We start from the raw sequence: 13,857 nt of genomic DNA, 5'->3' as shown, positions 1-13,857 counted from the left end.
CGCCGGATTCACCGCGCGTGCGGGATGGCATCCAACAGCTGCCGCGTGTACTCGTGGCCGGGGCGAGTGAACAGTTCCTCGGTGGGCGCCTGCTCCACCACGCGGCCCGCGCGCATGACCAAGACGTCGTCCGCGATCTGCCGGATCACCGCGAGGTCATGGCTGATGAACAGGTAGGCCAGGCCCAGTTCGGTCTGCAGGTCGGCCAGCAGATCAAGGATCTGCGCCTGGACCAGGACGTCGAGGGCTGAGACCGCCTCGTCGCAGACCAGCACCGCGGGACGCAACGCCAGCGCTCGAGCGATCGCCACGCGCTGGCGTTGACCGCCGGACAGTTCGCGGGGCAGGCGGTCCAACACCGACGACGGCAGCGCCACCTGGTCGACCAGCCGGCGCACCGCTTGTGCGCGCTGCCTGCGGTCGCCGACCCGATGAATCCGCAACGGCTCCTCGATGGCGCGAAACACCGAATACATGGGATCCAGGCTGCTGTAAGGGTTTTGAAACACCGGCTGCACCCGCCGGCGGAAAGCCAGCTGCGCGTCCCGGGGCATCGCGTCGTCGATCCGGGTGCCGTCGAACGCCACCGTGCCCGCCGTGGGAGCCAGGAGGCCGAGCACCATCCGCGCCAGGGTGGACTTACCCGACCCCGACTCCCCGGCGATCGCCAGTGTGCTTCCCCGGCGCAGCCGAAACGACACCGCGTCGACCGCGCGAAATTCGCTGCGCCGCCACGGAACACCGCGGGGCTCGCGGTAGATCTTGGTCAACCCGGAGGCGACGAGGATGTCGTCGGCCGCCTCGTCCGGACGCACCGCTGCGGGACGCGACCGCGCGCCACCCCGGACCGTCAGCGCCGGCGCGGCGGCGACCAGCCTCCGCGTGTATTCGTGTTGCGGGCTCCGCAAGATCGCCCGTGCCGCACCGGATTCCACGACGGTCCCCCGGTGGACGACGACGACGGACTCGGCGCGCTCGGCGGCCAGCGCCAGATCGTGCGTGATGAGCAGTAGCGCGGTGCCCAGTTCGGCGGTGAGCCGCTGCAAGTGATCGAGCACCTGCCGCTGCACCGTGACATCCAGCGCGGAGGTCGGCTCGTCGGCGATCAACAACCGCGGCCGGCCCGCCAACCCGATCGCGATCAGCGCACGCTGGCACATGCCGCCGGACAGCTGATGCGGGTAGCGCCCGGCTTGTTTCGCCGGGTCCGGCATCCCCGCCGCGGCGAGCAGCTCCACCGCGCGCTGCCGGGTGCGCGAGTCGGAGGTGTTGGCCCGCAACGCTTCCCGGATCTGAAAGCCGACCTTCCACACCGGGTTCAGGTTGGTCATCGGGTCCTGCGGAATGTAGCCGATCTGCCGGCCCCGGATCGCACGCATCGCTCGGCGGTCGGCGGCCGAGATGTCGACGCCGTCGAACACGATGCGCCCGCCGGTGATTCGCCCGCCGGGGGGAAGGAGTCCGAGGATCGCGGCGGCGGTGGTGGATTTCCCCGATCCCGATTCGCCCACGACGGCGACGGTCTGCCCCGGCAACACCGACAGGTCCAGGCCGCGCACCGCGGCCTGGCCGCCGAAACTGACGTCCAGGCCGTCCACCGACAACAGTGGCGAGGCGTCCGCGCTCATGCCCGCCACGCCCTCGACGCCGGATCCAGCGCATCGCGAAGCGCGTCGCCCATCATCATGAAGGCCAGCACGGTCATGGCCAGGGCGCCGGCGGGATAGAACAGGATGGGTGAGCCCGCCCGCAGCCGCGTCTGGGCGAGATTGATGTCGCCGCCCCACGACACCACCGACGTCGGCAATCCCACACCGAGGTACGACAACGTGGCCTCGGTGACGATGAAGAGGCCGAGGGCGATGGTGGCCACCGCGATGACCGGTCCCAAGGCGTTGGGCAGCGCGTGCCGCAGGAGGATCTGAAACCTGCTCATCCCCAACGCTTTAGCGGCGAGCACGTAGTCGCTGGCGCGCACCGCGAGCACCGCACCACGCGCGATCCTGGCCACCTGCGGCCACCCGAACAACGCGAGGATCGCGATGACCGTCCAGACGGTGCGATGGTGCAGGACCTGCATGAGGACGATGGCGGCCAGCAGCAACGGCAGCCCGAAGAACACGTCGGTGACGCGGGAGACCACCGCGTCGATCCAGCCGCCGTAGAAGCCGGCCAGCGCACCCAGCGCACCGCCCACGACGAACACGATCGCGGCGGCCCCCAGGCCCACCGTGACCGAGGCGCGCGCGCCGTACACCGTGCGGGCGTACACGTCGTGGCCCTGCAAGTCGGTTCCGAACCAGTGCGCGCGCGACGCGGGCAGCAGGCTCTGACCGGGGTCGGCGTAGGTCGGGTCGACGGTGGTGAACAGCGCCGGAAACATCGCGACGGCGACGATGAACGCGATCAGCAGGGCCGCACCGATGAACTTCGGGCGCCGGTGCAGCCGCCGCCAGGTGTCGCGCCAGAATCCGCCCCGTCCGGGGATCCGCTCAGCCATAACGGATCCGGGGATCCAGCGCGGCGTACAGCAGGTCGACCATCAGATTGGTGAGCAGGTAGATCAGCACCAGGACGGTCACGATCGAGACCACGGTGGGAGCCTCTTGCCGGGTGACGGCTTGATAGAGCACACCGCCGATCCCGTGAATGTTGAAGATGCCTTCGGTCACGATGGCCCCGCCCATCAGCGCACCCAGGTCCGCTCCCAGAAACGTCACCACCGGGATGAGCGAGTTGCGCAGGATGTGCACCGTCACGACGCGGGGTCGCGACAATCCCTTGGCGGTGGCGGTGCGCACGTAGTCGGCGTGCGCGTTGGCGGCCACCGCCGACCGGGTCAGCCGCACCACGTAGGCGAAAGACACCGAGCCCAGCACGATTCCGGGTAACAGGAGGCGGGTGAAGGTGGCTCTTTGCCCCACGGTCACCGGGGCGATGCCGAGCCGGACCCCGAACACGAACTGCGCCAGGAATCCCAGCACGAAGATGGGGATCGCGATGATGACCAGGCCGGTGATCAACACCGTGGAATCGAAGAGGCCACCCGCGCGCAGGCCCGCGATCAGCCCGAATCCGATGCCCAGCACCGCCTCGACCGCGAGCGCGATCAACGACAACCGCAGGGTGACCGGAAACGCATGTGCGAGAACGTCGCTGACAGGTAGCCCGGAATAGGCGCGGCCCAGGTCGCCATGCAGAACGCCGCCGAGGTAGTGCAGATACTGCACGATGAACGGGTCGTCGAGTTGATAGCGGGCCCGCAGCTGCGCGGCGACCGCCGGCGTCAGCGGGCGATCGCCGGCGATCGCGGCCAACGGGTCGCCGGGCAGCAGGAAGACCATGCCGTAGATCAGCAACGTGGCGCCCAGGAACACGGGCACTATGACGGCGATCCGGCGCGCGATATACCAACCCATCTCAAGCCTTCACGATGTTCTCGTAGTCGGGCAGCCCGTTCCAGGTGACCGTGACGTTGCTGACCTCAGCCGACCATCCGAGGACACTGATGTAGTTCCACAGCGGAACAACGGGCATGTCGTGGAACAGGATTCGCTGGGCGTCGTTGGCCAGCCTGGTGGCCTGCGCAATGTCGGGCGCGGCTTCGGCGGTCGCCAGCGCGGCGTCGAACTCCCGGCTGGAGTAGCCGACGTCGTTGGATCCCGCGCCGGTGGCGAAAAGGGGCGCGAGGAATTCGATCATCGACGGGTAGTCCCCCTGCCATCCGGCGCGGAAGGCGGTGGCGATGCTGCGGTTGGTGATCTGGGTGCGAAAGCCCGCGAAGGTGGGCTGCGGCGCTCCGGCCGCGTCGATGCCCAGCACGTTCTTGATGCTGTTGGCCACCGCGTCCACCCAGTCCTGGTGTCCCGCATCGGCGTTGTAGGCGATCGCGTAGCGTCCGCTCCACGCCGAGATCGCATCGGCTTGCGCCCAGAGCTGCCGCGCTCGCCCGGGATTGAAGTCCAACGCGTCGTTACCGGCGATGTTCGGGTCGAAACCCGGGAGCGATCGGGCGGTGAAATCGCGTGCGGGACTGCGGGTGTCGACGAAGATCTGCCGCGAGATCTGCGCCCGGTTGATGGCGGCCGATAGCGCCAGACGGCGCAGCCGTCCTTCCTCACCGCCGAAGTGCGGTAGCCGCAACGGGGTGTCCAGGCTCAGGTTTATCGCGGCCGGACCGCTGGTGACCTTGTCGCCGAGGTCGCGCTTGTAGACCGGAAGGGCGCTGGGCGGGATGGTGTCCAGCACGTCGAGGTTGCCCGACAGCAGGTCGGCGTAGGCGGTGTCCAGGTTGGCGTAGAACTCGAACCTCAAGCCCTTGTTGTGTGGTCGGCGGTTGCCGCGATATCCGGGGTTGGGCCGCAAGTCGATTCGGACGTTGTGCTCCCACGCCGGCCCGTCGGGGCCCTCGGCGAGCTGGTACGGCCCGTTGCCGATCGGGTGCTGCCCGAACGCGCTCCTGTCCCGAAAGGCGGCCCGCGGCAGCGGATAGAAGGCGCTGTGTCCCAACCGCATCCTGAAGTCGATGGTCGGCGCCTTGAGCCGGACGGTGAACTCCAGGTCGTTGATCACCCGCAGCCCCGACATCGTGGTGGCGGTCGGCTTGCCGTCGCCGGTGAGGCCGGCGACCGCGTCGAATCCGTCGATCGGGCTGAAGAAGCTTTGCTGCAGTTGGCCATTGGTGCTCAGCGCCCCATAGTTCCAGGCGTCGACGAACGAATGGGCCGTCACCGGCGATCCGTCGGTGAACGTCCAGCCGGGTTTGAGGACGACGCGGTAGTTGACGTTGTCGGTGGTGTCGATCGACTGGGCGACCTCGGGCGACGGATGGCCGGTGGCATCGTAGGACATCAGCCCGGCGAAGAGCCGGTCGAGGATTCGCCCGCCTTGGCTGTCATTGGTGCCGGTGGGGATCAGCGGGTTGGGCGGTTCGCCGCCGTTGACCACCACCAGATCCGGGCTCAGCACACCGCCGCCGCATCCGGCAAGCGAAGCGACCACGAGCATCGCGGCGACGACCGGGGCCAGCAAGGCCGGCGGGGTCCGCATCGCACGCATGACACCCGACCCTAGGGCCTGAAGTCGTGCGGGCGGTGAAGTGCCGTGGCCGCGTCTGCGACCTAGAATCCTCGGGTGGTCGTCGCGTACCTGGCCCTCGACGAATCCCCCGCCGTGCTGGTCGGCCGGCTGATGTTCTTGCTCGGGCTTCCCGCGACGGGCTTGACGCTTCTCATCATCGGACTTGGGCGGCGCTCCCGCGCCCGTCGGCAGACCCCGCAGCTCCCGCCGCCCTATCACCCCGGCTATCCCTATCCGCCGCCCCCGCCCGGATATCCGGGCCCGTACCCGACCCCGCCGCCGTATCCGGGCTACCCGCCACGGCCGGCGGCGGGGAAGTCGGGCACCGCGCTGATCGCCGTCGGCGCCGTCCTGCTGGCGCTGAGCGGCCTGGCCATTCTGGGGAAAATCGCCCGGTTCGCGTCGCACGACGACCGGCGGGGATCGCACACCATCGGCCAGGCATCAACGTCGGGCTCGGCCGCGGTGCCCAAGATCGGCCAGTGCTTCTCGGAGTTCGAGGTGCGCATGGGTTCGTTGAAGTCACCGTCTGACTGCGCCAACCCCGTGGCGACGTTCGAGCTCGCCGCCGGCGAGGGACCGACGGCGACCTGCCCGGACGGCAAGCGCGATGGCTCCGTCTATTCACGCCTCACCAACAACGCCCACACGTTGTGTTTCATCGCCAACCTCATCGAAGGGCACTGTTACCTGCAGACGGATCCCACCACGACGGCCACCTGGACGCCGGCCGACTGTGACAACCCGCGCTTAGCCACGTTCAAGGTTTTCAAGCGCATCGACGGCAGCGTGGACGAAACCCAGTGCCCTGCAGGGACTAAGGCGAATTCCTACCCCAGCCCCGCGCGGGTCTACTGCCTGGCCAGGGCCGGCTGAGTCGCTCAGACCGCGGTGACGGGATGCACCTGCAACTCGCAGGCCTCGATGGTGGCCGACACCGTCACGACGTTGGTGGTGCCGGGCGGATTGACGAGCAGGTCCGTGTAGGTGGGGCACGGCTTTCCCTCGCCGTCGACGGCGATGCCCTCGACGATCGCCTGGCCCTGGGTCGAGATGGACAGGATGACGGCGGGCGCGACGTTGACGCCGGCCGGCAGGCCGCCCAGATATCCGCGCGGGGTGGGCCGGGCGTGCACCAATGGGCCGCCGGCGCCGGAGTCGACCCCGGCGTATCCGGCGATGGTGCAGGGCTCCGCGCCGCCGGCGAGGGTGAAGATCAGGGTCACCGCGCGGTGCCCCACCGCACCCTCCGTCGGGGAGGCGGATACGGCGATCTGGTCCGACCAGCACGGTGTCGGCGCGTCGACGGTGTCGGCCGGCATGGCCGACGCGGGCCACCCCAGCACTGTGGCGGCGGCGTAAGTCGTTGCGGCCGCGGCAAAGCTGGGGGCTAGTCGGCGGATGCTCCGCCCATGACCCGGCACACGGTGATTATCCGCCCCGAGGGCACCCTTTGACCCCGGATTCGGCCGCGCAATTCCCGCTCGCACAGCTACGCCGCAGACGGCCGGGCCGCACACCGCTAGCCCTGATTGCCCGGCTCCTCACTCGCGCCATGCGGCGCTCGCCGTCGCCCGGCTAGGCCCGATTGCCCGGCTCCTCACTCGCGCCATGCGGCGCTCGCCGTCGCCGGGCTAGGCTCGCCACCGAACGGCGCAGCCTCGACACAGGAGAGAAGCCAGTGACCGCCACCAACTCTGCGGGCCCCTCGTCGTATCCCCCGTCGGCGCGATTCGCCGAACAAGCCAATGCGGGCGAGGAGCTGTACCGCGACGCCGAGCGGGACCGGCTGGCCTTTTGGGCCGAGCAGGCCAACCGGTTGTCCTGGGCGACGCCGTTCACCGAGGTGCTGGACTGGTCTGACGCGCCGTTCGCCAAATGGTTCGGCGACGGCAAGCTCAACGTCGCATACAACTGCGTGGACCGCCACGTGGAGGCGGGCCACGGGGATCGGGTCGCAATCCATTGGGAGGGCGAGCCCGTCGGTGACCACCGCAGCCTGACCTACTCGCAGCTGCAAACCGAGGTCTGCAAGGCCGCCAACGCGCTGACCGATCTCGGCCTGGTGGCCGGTGACCGCGTCGCCATCTACCTGCCGCTGATCCCGGAGGCCGTGATCGCGATGCTGGCCTGCGCGCGCCTCGGCATCATGCACAGCGTGGTGTTCGCCGGCTTCACCGCCAAAGCGCTGCAGGCCCGCATCGCCGACGCCGATGCCAAGCTGCTGATCACCAGCGACGGGCAGTTCCGCCGCGGCAAGCCCGCGCCCCTCAAGGACGCCGCCGACGAGGCGGTCTCGGACCCGGACAGCCCCATCGAGCACGTTGTTGTGGTGCGGCGCACCGGAATTGACGTGTCCTGGAACGACGACCGCGATCTGTGGTGGCACGACGTCGTCGACGCAGCCTCCCCCGAACACACCCCGCAACCGTTCGACGCCGAACAACCGTTGTTCCTGCTGTACACCTCGGGAACCACCGGCAAGCCCAAGGGCATCGTGCACACCAGCGGCGGCTACCTGACCCACGCCGCCTACACGCACCACTACGTCTTCGACATCAAGGCCGACAGCGACGTGTTCTGGTGCACCGCCGACATCGGCTGGGTCACCGGACACACCTACGGCGTCTACGGCCCGCTGGCCAACGGCGTCACCGAGGTTCTCTACGAAGGCACACCCGACAGCCCGTCGCAGCACCGGCATTTCGAGATCATCGAAAAATACGGCGTGACAATCTATTACACCGCGCCCACGCTGATCCGCACGTTCATGAAGTGGGGCCGCGAGATTCCCGACGCCCACGACCTGACCAGCCTGCGGCTGCTGGGATCGGTCGGCGAGCCGATCAACCCCGAAGCATGGCGCTGGTACCGCAAGGTGATCGGCGCCGACAGCCTTCCGATCGTCGACACCTGGTGGCAGACCGAGACCGGCGCCACGATGATCTCCCCGTTGCCCGGAATCGCTGCGGCCAAACCGGGTTCGGCGATGCGGCCGCTGCCGGGTGTCTCGGCGAAGATCGTCGACGACCACGGCGAGGAGCTGCCCCCACCGGGCGAGGACAAGGGCGAGCACGTCACCGGCTACCTGGTGCTGGACCAGCCGTGGCCGTCGATGCTGCGCGGCATTTGGGGCGATCCGCAACGTTATGTCGAGACCTACTGGTCCCGATTCGCCGAGCAAGGCTGGTATTTCGCCGGTGACAGCGCCTATTACGACACCGAGGGCGACATCTGGGTGGTCGGCCGCATCGACGACGTGATGAACGTGTCGGGGCATCGGCTCTCCACGGCCGAGGTGGAGTCGGCGCTGGTCGGCCACGCCGCGGTGGCCGAGGCGGCGGTGGTCGGCGCGACCGACGAGACGACAGGCCAGGCCATCTGCGCGTTCGTCGTCTTGTGCGCGGATTTCGAGGTGCATGACGGGATCGTCGACGACCTGCGCGTCGAGGTGGCCCGGGAGATCTCCCCCATCGCCCGCCCGCGCGAGGTGCACGTGGTGCCCGAGCTACCCAAGACCCGCAGCGGCAAGATCATGCGCAGGCTGTTGCGGGACATCGCCGAAAACCGCGAATTGGGCGACACGTCAACGCTGCTCGATCCCGGCGTGTTCGACGCGATCAGGGCGGCGAAGTAGCCGGTGACGATCAGGCCGGCAGCGGGCTGAACCCCGCACCGGGGCGGTGCTTGGCGTTGATGTCGCCCAGGATCGCGTTGAAGGACTGGACCACCGCCGGGGTGTGCAACGGGATGTACTTGACGATGCACGTCGGCAAGTTGTCGCTGAACGCGCCGTGGATCATCCCGACCAGTTCGTTGTTGACGGTCACCGGCGCGCCGGAATCGCCGGGCTGGCCGCAGACCTGCATCACGATGGTGCCCGGCGTCTGGCCCGCCCCCCAGGTGACGCCGCACGAATTGCCGGTGGTGCGGCCCTGTTTGCAGGCGATCTCACCGAAGGCCGGGTCCGGACCGATGCCGCTGATCAAAAAGCCGTTGAAGTTCGCCACCGGGGTCACCTTGGCCGGATCGAACTTGATCACCGCGTAGTCGAGGTTGTCGTTGCCGGCGACCATGGTGCCCAAGACGCCCGCGTTTTCCGCGCCCTCGGCGGCGACCTGAGCGCCCGGACCCCCGCAGTGCGCGGAGGTGAAACCGATGAGCTCACCCGCGGCGTCCCCGCCGATGGTGGTCAGCGTGCACATGGTGTCGCCGTTGACAACGATGCCCGCGCCGCCCCCCAGCGGGATCCTGACATCAGCGGCGGCGGCGTGGGCATGTGAACCGAGCACGGCCACCAGCAGGGAAACCATCGCCACCAAGAAGCACCGGTGCGCCCTCCGCACAGCCTCACTCCCATCGGTCGGCCGGACATCGCGACCGGCGTGGACGAGTGTAATCGGCCGGGCAGCCAGGTTCGCTCCTGCCGCGCGTCTGTGCGGACCGCGTTCTGGCCGAACCCAACTGGCCACCGGGCGGTCACGGGGTTCGGCCGGCCTCGTCTGCCTTCTCCTGTCCAGGCGCCACATGGCAACATAAACCGCGACGACAGCGAGCCTGGCGACGACGAAAGAGGACGGTCTGTGAGCAAAGCCGATGGCAAGAACGGCGTGCCCAGCACGCTGACCACGATCCCGTTGACCGACCCGCACGCCAAGCCCGCCGAGTCGTCGATCGGCGACCTGATCAAGGACGCGACGACCCAGGTCTCCACGCTGGTGCGCGCCGAAGTCGAACTGGCCCGCGCCGAAATTACCCGCGACGTCAAAAAGGGCCTCACCGGTAGCGTCTTCTTCATCGCCGCGCTGGCGGTGCTGTTTTACTCCACCTTCTTTTTCTTCTTCTTCGTCGCCGAACTGCTCGACACCTGGCTGTGGCGCTGGGTGGCGTATCTGATCGTCTTCGGGATCATGGTGGTGGTCGGCGCCGTGCTGGCCCTGCTGGGCTTCCTCAAGGTCCGCCGGATTCGGGGGCCGCGCGAGACGATCGAATCGGTCAAGGAGACCCGCACCGCGCTCACCCCGGGCCATGACAAGCAACTCACCGGGAGCCACGGCAGGCACGCGAAGCGCGACGCCGCCGGCGATCCCTCGGGTGGGTAGATGCCGCCGCCCGATCCGTCGGTAACCCGCATCGACGGGCCGTGGCGCCACCTGGATGTGCACGCCAACGGCATCCGCTTTCACGTCGTCGAGGCTGTCAGCGCCCGCGACGCCGGTGGACTGCCGCCGACGGCGCGGCCGTTGGTGATGCTCTTGCACGGATTCGGCTCGTTCTGGTGGTCCTGGCGTCATCAGCTGCGCGGCCTGACCGGCGCCCGCGTGGTGGCCGTCGACCTGCGCGGCTACGGCGGCAGCGACAAGCCGCCCCGTGGCTACGACGGGTGGACGCTGGCCGGGGACACGGCCGGGCTCATCCGGGCGCTGGGGCACTCCTCGGCGACGTTGGTGGGCCACGCCGACGGCGGATTGGCCTGCTGGGCCACCGCGCTGCTGCATTCGCGGCTGGTGTCGGCCATCGCGCTGATCAGCTCGCCGCACCCGGCGGCATTGCGGCGCTCCACGTTGACGCGCCGCGACCAGGGTTATGCGCTGTTGCAGACCCTGCTCCCCTACCAGGTGCCGTTGTGGCCCGAGCGCCTGCTGACCCGCGACGACGCGGCCGAGATCGAACGCCTGGTCCGAAGCCGCAGCTGCGCGAAATGGCTTGCATCCGAGGACTTTTCCGAGACCATCGGCCACCTGCGGACGGTGATACAGATCCCGGGCGCCGCGCACTGCGCGCTGGAATACCAGCGCTGGGCGGCGCGCAGCCAGCTGCGCGACGAAGGCAGGCGGTTCATGAAATCGATGTGCCAGCGGCTCAGTGTGCCGCTGTTGCACCTACGCGGTGAGGCGGATCCCTATGTGCTGGCCGACCCGGTCGATCGGACGCGACGTTACGCGCCGCAGGGGCGCTATGTATCCATCGCGGGCGCAGGGCATTTCAGCCACGAAGAGGCCCCCGAGGAAGTCAACAGGCACCTGATGAGGTTCCTCGAACAGGTGCACGGCTCCCGGGCCGGCATCAACTGACGCAGGACCCGGTGCCCACCGTCTGCGTGTCACCGATTTTGGCGAGCTGACCGGCCACCTCATCGGCGGTCAGCACAAAGCCGGTGTCGGGGTCGTCGACGGCCGCGCCGAACACCACCCCGAGCACGTGGCCGTCGAGGTCGATCAACGGTCCGCCCGAATTGCCTTGCTCCACACCGGCTCTGATCGTGTAGACGTCGCGGGTGACCGGCGCCGGGTCCCGGTAGATGTCGGGCCCGCTCAACTTGATCAGCTCCCGGATCCTGGCCGGGGTCGCGGTGAAGTTGCCCCCGCCCGGATAACCCAGCACGACGACGCTGGCACCCGTCTTCGCCTCGGTCTGCGCGAACGGCAACGGTGGCGGCGGCAGGTTGGGAACCGCCAGGATCGCGACGTCGACCGACGGATCGTAGGACACCACGGTGGCGTCGAGGGGATTGCCGCTGGCGTAGATCTGAACGCTGTTGGAGCCGGCCACCACGTGCGCATTGGTCATCACCCGGTCGGGCGCGATCACGAATCCGCTGCCCTCCAACACCTTCTGGCAGCTGGGGGCCAGGCTGCGCACCTTGACCACGCTCGGAGCGGTGGCCTGCACCACCGGGTTGCGGGCCAGCTCGGGGTCGGGCGAGGCGACCGGGATGACCGGAGTGCGGCTGAACGGCTCCAACACCGCGGGCAACCCGGAGGTGTTCAGCAGCGCGGACAGCCGCTTGGGCACCGTCTTGAGCCACGGCGGCGCTACCTCGTTGACCTGAGCCAACACTCGCGAACCCCGGACCGCTGCGGCCAGCTCGGGCTGGTCCTTCGACTGGGTCAGCGGCGTCGCCAACAGCCACGCGGCCGTCAGCACCACGACGAGCTGCACCCCAACGCCGATCACCGAGTCGAGGGTTCGGATCGAGCGGCTGCGGATCGCGCCCCGGACGGCGCGTCCCAACACCACGCCGGCGACCTCGCCGATGACGACCAGCGCGAGGATCAAGAACAGTGCCGCAAACAATTTCGCGCGCGGCGCGGCGATGTGGCTGACGAGGTGGGGCGCCAGCAACACCCCCGCGATGGCACCGAGCAACACCCCCACGAACGACAGCAGCGACCCCAACGCCCCGGACCGCCAGCCCGAGACCGCCGCGATGAAGGCGACCGCCAGCACGGCGATATCCAACCACTGCGACGGGGTCATCGAATTCATGTTCATCGGCGGGGCTCACCCCGGTCACCGACCAGCGCCATCGCCGCGTCCAACTCCCGCTCGTCGGCGGTGTCCCATGGCTGCGCCCAGCCGGCGACGTCGAGCAGTGCGGAGATCACCTGGCCAGTGAATCCCCAGACCAGCATCTCGTTCAGCAGAAACGCCGGGCCGGCCCATCGGCGGCCGAGGTCGCCGCGGTACACCATCAACCGGTTTTCCGGATTGATGAAGGCGCGCACCGGAACTCGCGCGACGATCGCCGTCTCGGCCTCGTTGACGACGGCCACCGAACCGGGGTCCGGCGAGTACGCCAACACCGGCACGACGTGAAACTGCGAGGGCGCGATGAACATCCGCTCCATGGTGGCCAGGGGATGAAGCCTGCTGACGTCGATTCCGGTTTCCTCATGGGCCTCGCGCAGGGCGGTGGCCACGGGGCCGTCGTCGGTGGGATCGGCGGCGCCGCCGGGGAATGCCGCCTGGCCGGCGTGGTGGCGCAAGGTCGACGCCCGCACGGTGAGCAACAGGTCGGCGTCGTCGGGCGGGCCGCCACCGGGCGGGCCGGATTGCGGGCCGGAGAACAACACCAGGACCGCGGCGTCGCGGGCGGCTCCGCGCAGGGTGGTGACCGCCGACGCGGCCTTGGTGGTGATCATCGCCAGCACGTCGGCCGGCAGGCGGCGCCGGGCCGCGTCGGGGACGTCGTCGACGTGGTCGACCAGCGGACGCAGCCAGGACGGGCAGGCGTCAGGTGTCAGCGGAACGGTCCCGCGCGCGGGGGCGGGGTCCCCATTCCGCAGGGGCGAACCCCCAGCACTCACGGCCCCTCCAGTCGGTTCAATTTTTCCGCTTATCCCCTGTCGGTTCCGATCGCCGCGGCGATCTCGTCGGCAGTGGTGAAAGCGCGCGGCAGCGTCTGCGCAACGCTACCGTCCGGCCGCAGGACCACCGTCGCGGGCATCACATTTACCACCCGCAGCGCGGCCGCGACCCGGCGCCGGCCGTCCTGCAGGGTCGGCAGCCGAACGCCGAGCTCGGCCAGCCGCAGCAACGCGGCGGTCTCGTTCTCGTCTTGATGCACCGTCACCACCGTCACGTCCGAACCGACCCGTCGTTGATACTCGGCCATCGCGGGCAGTTCGGCGGCGCACGGCGCGCACCAATATGCCCACAAGTTGAGGACCACCCGGCGCCCGGCGACCGCGCGCGCGACGTCGACAACCGAACCGTCGGCGGCGCATTCGGCGGTCACGCCGCGCAGCGCCTCGGGACCGGGACCGCTTGCGGCGGCAGGACAGGGCGCCAGGCCGGCGCGTTGCCGCGGACCCGCCAGCGCGGCGGGGGTGTCGGCGTCGCGGTGTTCCCGGTTCGCCGCCGCACGATCGGTCGCCGGCGTCCCCGGCGTGGCGGAGTTGTCGCGCAGCTGGGCCACCAGCGCCGCGATCAGCGCCACCACCACCGCCAGAATCGCGATGGTCCAGCGGGTCGTCCGGCTCAACGTCTCCTGCC

13 protein-coding genes are annotated in these 13,857 nt (G+C 69.2%); 4 read left to right on the top strand and 9 right to left on the bottom strand.

Annotation, left to right across the window (positions count from 1 at the left end; all coding sequences use genetic code 11):
• Window positions 1–8: 8 nt before the first annotated feature.
• Genes W7S_RS02025 through W7S_RS02010 form a run of 4 tightly spaced genes read right to left on the bottom strand, consistent with a single transcriptional unit; the run spans window position 9 to window position 5,049 of the window.
• The gene (locus W7S_RS02025) at window positions 9–1,628 is read right to left on the bottom strand and encodes an ABC transporter ATP-binding protein (RefSeq protein WP_014383708.1); all 1,620 of its coding nucleotides are present in this window, start codon (window positions 1,626–1,628) and stop codon (window positions 9–11) included.
• Window positions 1,625–2,500 (bottom strand): ABC transporter permease, encoded by an 876-nt coding sequence (locus W7S_RS02020; protein WP_008263391.1) that lies wholly within the window; start codon window positions 2,498–2,500, stop codon window positions 1,625–1,627. Before W7S_RS02020 ends, W7S_RS02025 begins: the two co-directional genes overlap by 4 nt.
• Window positions 2,493–3,419, bottom strand: a complete 927-nt coding sequence (locus tag W7S_RS02015; protein WP_008263389.1) for an ABC transporter permease — start codon at window positions 3,417–3,419, stop codon at window positions 2,493–2,495. Before W7S_RS02015 ends, W7S_RS02020 begins: the two co-directional genes overlap by 8 nt.
• Before the next feature lies 1 nt (window position 3,420).
• Window positions 3,421–5,049, bottom strand: a complete 1,629-nt coding sequence (locus tag W7S_RS02010) for an ABC transporter substrate-binding protein (protein WP_170320652.1) — start codon at window positions 5,047–5,049, stop codon at window positions 3,421–3,423.
• A gap of 84 nt (window positions 5,050–5,133) precedes the next feature.
• Between W7S_RS02010 and W7S_RS02005 the strand changes: the two genes are divergently transcribed.
• Window positions 5,134–5,955, top strand: coding sequence for a hypothetical protein (locus tag W7S_RS02005; protein WP_014383706.1), 822 nt, complete (start codon window positions 5,134–5,136; stop codon window positions 5,953–5,955).
• A 5-nt stretch (window positions 5,956–5,960) separates the two neighbouring features.
• Here the strand turns inward: W7S_RS02005 and W7S_RS02000 are convergent, their stop codons facing one another.
• Window positions 5,961–6,503 (bottom strand): DUF4232 domain-containing protein, encoded by a 543-nt coding sequence (locus tag W7S_RS02000; RefSeq protein WP_170320642.1) that lies wholly within the window; start codon window positions 6,501–6,503, stop codon window positions 5,961–5,963.
• A 257-nt stretch (window positions 6,504–6,760) separates the two neighbouring features.
• On the opposite strand from W7S_RS02000, the gene acs reads away from it, so the two are divergent.
• Window positions 6,761–8,716, top strand: coding sequence for an acetate--CoA ligase (acs, locus tag W7S_RS01995; RefSeq protein WP_008263376.1), 1,956 nt, complete (start codon window positions 6,761–6,763; stop codon window positions 8,714–8,716).
• Between the two features lie 10 nt (window positions 8,717–8,726).
• Here the strand turns inward: acs and W7S_RS01990 are convergent, their stop codons facing one another.
• Complete coding sequence (locus W7S_RS01990) at window positions 8,727–9,425, bottom strand: peptidase (RefSeq protein WP_020188338.1); 699 nt, start codon at window positions 9,423–9,425, stop codon at window positions 8,727–8,729.
• Between the two features lie 237 nt (window positions 9,426–9,662).
• On the opposite strand from W7S_RS01990, the gene W7S_RS01985 reads away from it, so the two are divergent.
• Together W7S_RS01985 and W7S_RS01980 are read left to right on the top strand one after the other, a co-directional pair.
• The gene (locus W7S_RS01985) at window positions 9,663–10,181 is read left to right on the top strand and encodes a phage holin family protein (protein ID WP_008263372.1); all 519 of its coding nucleotides are present in this window, start codon (window positions 9,663–9,665) and stop codon (window positions 10,179–10,181) included.
• Window positions 10,182–11,153 (top strand): alpha/beta fold hydrolase, encoded by a 972-nt coding sequence (locus W7S_RS01980; protein ID WP_008263370.1) that lies wholly within the window; start codon window positions 10,182–10,184, stop codon window positions 11,151–11,153.
• Here W7S_RS01980 and marP read toward each other — a convergent pair.
• From marP to W7S_RS01965, 3 genes are read right to left on the bottom strand one after another with little or no spacing between them, the layout of a single operon-like run.
• Entirely contained in the window at window positions 11,146–12,339 is a 1,194-nt protein-coding gene (marP, locus tag W7S_RS01975; protein WP_008263368.1) for an acid resistance serine protease MarP, read from the bottom strand. The two genes, W7S_RS01980 and marP, sit on opposite strands and share 8 nt — an antisense overlap.
• Window positions 12,340–12,350: 11 nt before the next feature.
• Window positions 12,351–13,169 (bottom strand): CoA pyrophosphatase, encoded by an 819-nt coding sequence (locus W7S_RS01970; RefSeq protein WP_008263366.1) that lies wholly within the window; start codon window positions 13,167–13,169, stop codon window positions 12,351–12,353.
• Window positions 13,170–13,198: 29 nt separating this feature from the next.
• Entirely contained in the window at window positions 13,199–13,846 is a 648-nt protein-coding gene (locus W7S_RS01965; protein ID WP_008263360.1) for a TlpA disulfide reductase family protein, read from the bottom strand.
• Between the last annotated feature and the right edge of the window lie 11 nt (window positions 13,847–13,857).

Origin of the sequence: Mycobacterium sp. MOTT36Y, assembly GCF_000262165.1 — a bacterium.
GTDB lineage: Bacteria > Actinomycetota > Actinomycetes > Mycobacteriales > Mycobacteriaceae > Mycobacterium > Mycobacterium intracellulare.
Note: the sequence above shows the minus strand (reverse complement) of the source record. Positions and strands in the feature narration are given on the sequence as shown.

Coding starts and splice junctions, on each gene's coding strand:
- W7S_RS02025 (WP_014383708.1), bottom strand. CDS start 1,628: ATGAGCGCGGACGCCTCGCCACTGTTGTCGGTGGACGGCCTGGACGTC.
- W7S_RS02020 (WP_008263391.1), bottom strand. CDS start 2,500: ATGGCTGAGCGGATCCCCGGACGGGGCGGATTCTGGCGCGACACCTGG.
- W7S_RS02015 (WP_008263389.1), bottom strand. CDS start 3,419: ATGGGTTGGTATATCGCGCGCCGGATCGCCGTCATAGTGCCCGTGTTC.
- W7S_RS02010 (WP_170320652.1), bottom strand. CDS start 5,049: ATGCGGACCCCGCCGGCCTTGCTGGCCCCGGTCGTCGCCGCGATGCTC.
- W7S_RS01980 (WP_008263370.1), top strand. CDS start 10,182: ATGCCGCCGCCCGATCCGTCGGTAACCCGCATCGACGGGCCGTGGCGC.
- marP (WP_008263368.1), bottom strand. CDS start 12,339: ATGACCCCGTCGCAGTGGTTGGATATCGCCGTGCTGGCGGTCGCCTTC.